This window comes from Mycobacterium sp. PSTR-4-N, from assembly GCF_022348085.1.
GTDB lineage: Bacteria > Actinomycetota > Actinomycetes > Mycobacteriales > Mycobacteriaceae > Mycobacterium.
Genome location: NZ_JAKRFN010000063.1, coordinates 1 through 1,248, shown reverse-complemented (window position 1 = coordinate 1,248; position 1,248 = coordinate 1). Strand labels below are relative to the sequence as shown.

The 1,248-nt window shown below is 69.1% G+C and carries 1 protein-coding gene; it reads right to left on the bottom strand.

The genetic code is table 11. The features are described 5' to 3' along the window. Positions 1-152: 152 nt before the first annotated feature. Positions 153-1,022, bottom strand: a complete 870-nt coding sequence (locus MHN84_RS29630; RefSeq protein WP_241207998.1) for a type IV toxin-antitoxin system AbiEi family antitoxin — start codon at positions 1,020-1,022, stop codon at positions 153-155. Positions 1,023-1,248 lie beyond the last annotated feature (226 nt).

Here is a 1,248-nt window from a genome sequence, read left to right as displayed (position 1 = left end):
TCAGCCGGACTCAGACCCGCCCGGACATGCTCCCAGAACGTCGGCATCCGCGACCACAACGGGACTCGACCCATCGCAACACTCCTCAATCACACGGGGTGTTGCATCGATCGCTTGAATCCGCCCGCAGGAGGGCGTATGGGGATCCACACTCACGACATCGCTAAGCAGCCGCGCGTCCGCAATGCGGCCCGGACACGGTCGAGGAAGACGGCAGGGCGGCGCAGCATCACCGAGCTGACGCGGATCACCGACCACTCGGCGGCCTCGAGTGCGGCCCACCGCTCGATGTCCCATGCCCGCTGCCCCGCGTCGGTCCAGTGCTGAACTCCGTCGTACTCGACGGCGACATGCCATTCATCCCAGCCCATGTCCAACCGCGCGAACACCCGGCCGTAGACGTCACGCACCTCGATCTGCGTCTCGAGCGTTGGAAACCCGTTGCGCAGCAGGGTCAGTCGCGTCAGCGTCTCGTACGGCGATTCCGCGCCGGCGTCGACCAGCGGCAGCACCCGGCGCAGCCGACGTTGCCCGCGCGCGCCGGGGTGCAGACGCGCGACGTCCATGACGTCGGCGGGCTTGACGTCGACGGCGTTCATCAGCGCATCGATCCGCTGGACGGCCTCGGTGTGCGGCAACCGCCTCCCCAGGTCGAAAGCGGTTCGCGCCGGCGTCGTGACAGGAAGCCCGTGCACCTGGGTGATCTCCGTCGCGTCGAGCGTGTCGGTGTGCACGACGATCCCGGCGGGCGGTCTGCGGTTGTCATGCACCACCACCGCCGGTCGGTCGCCCTCCACCCACTTGGCGCCCAGCACCGCGGCCGCCGACGTCTCCGCCATCACGCCACGGCGCCCCGACCACAGCCACGCGGCGCGGGCGCGGACGACGGCGTCGAGCTCGGCGCCCCGCGGAATCCACACGCCGGGATACACCGCCTCGTGGTGACGGCGGAGTTGACGCAGGGTCAACTCACCCGCGGCCATGGCCTCCGATGCGATGAACGGCCAGTCGATCTCGGTCATGCCGGCCAGCGTGTGCGCGGCCGCCGACAGAACTGAGGCTCAGAGCCCGGTTATCCACAGCCTGTCGCGCCGAGAGTGGATCCTCATCCGCCCGCCGCGGGGCGGATTCAAGCGATCGATGCAACACCCCGTGTGATTGAGGAGTGTTGCGATGGGTCGAGTCCCGTTGTGGTCGCGGATGCCGACGTTCTGGGAGCATGTCCGGGCGGGTCTGAGTCCGGCTGAG

Coding starts and splice junctions, on each gene's coding strand:
- MHN84_RS29630 (WP_241207998.1), bottom strand. CDS start 1,022: ATGACCGAGATCGACTGGCCGTTCATCGCATCGGAGGCCATGGCCGCG.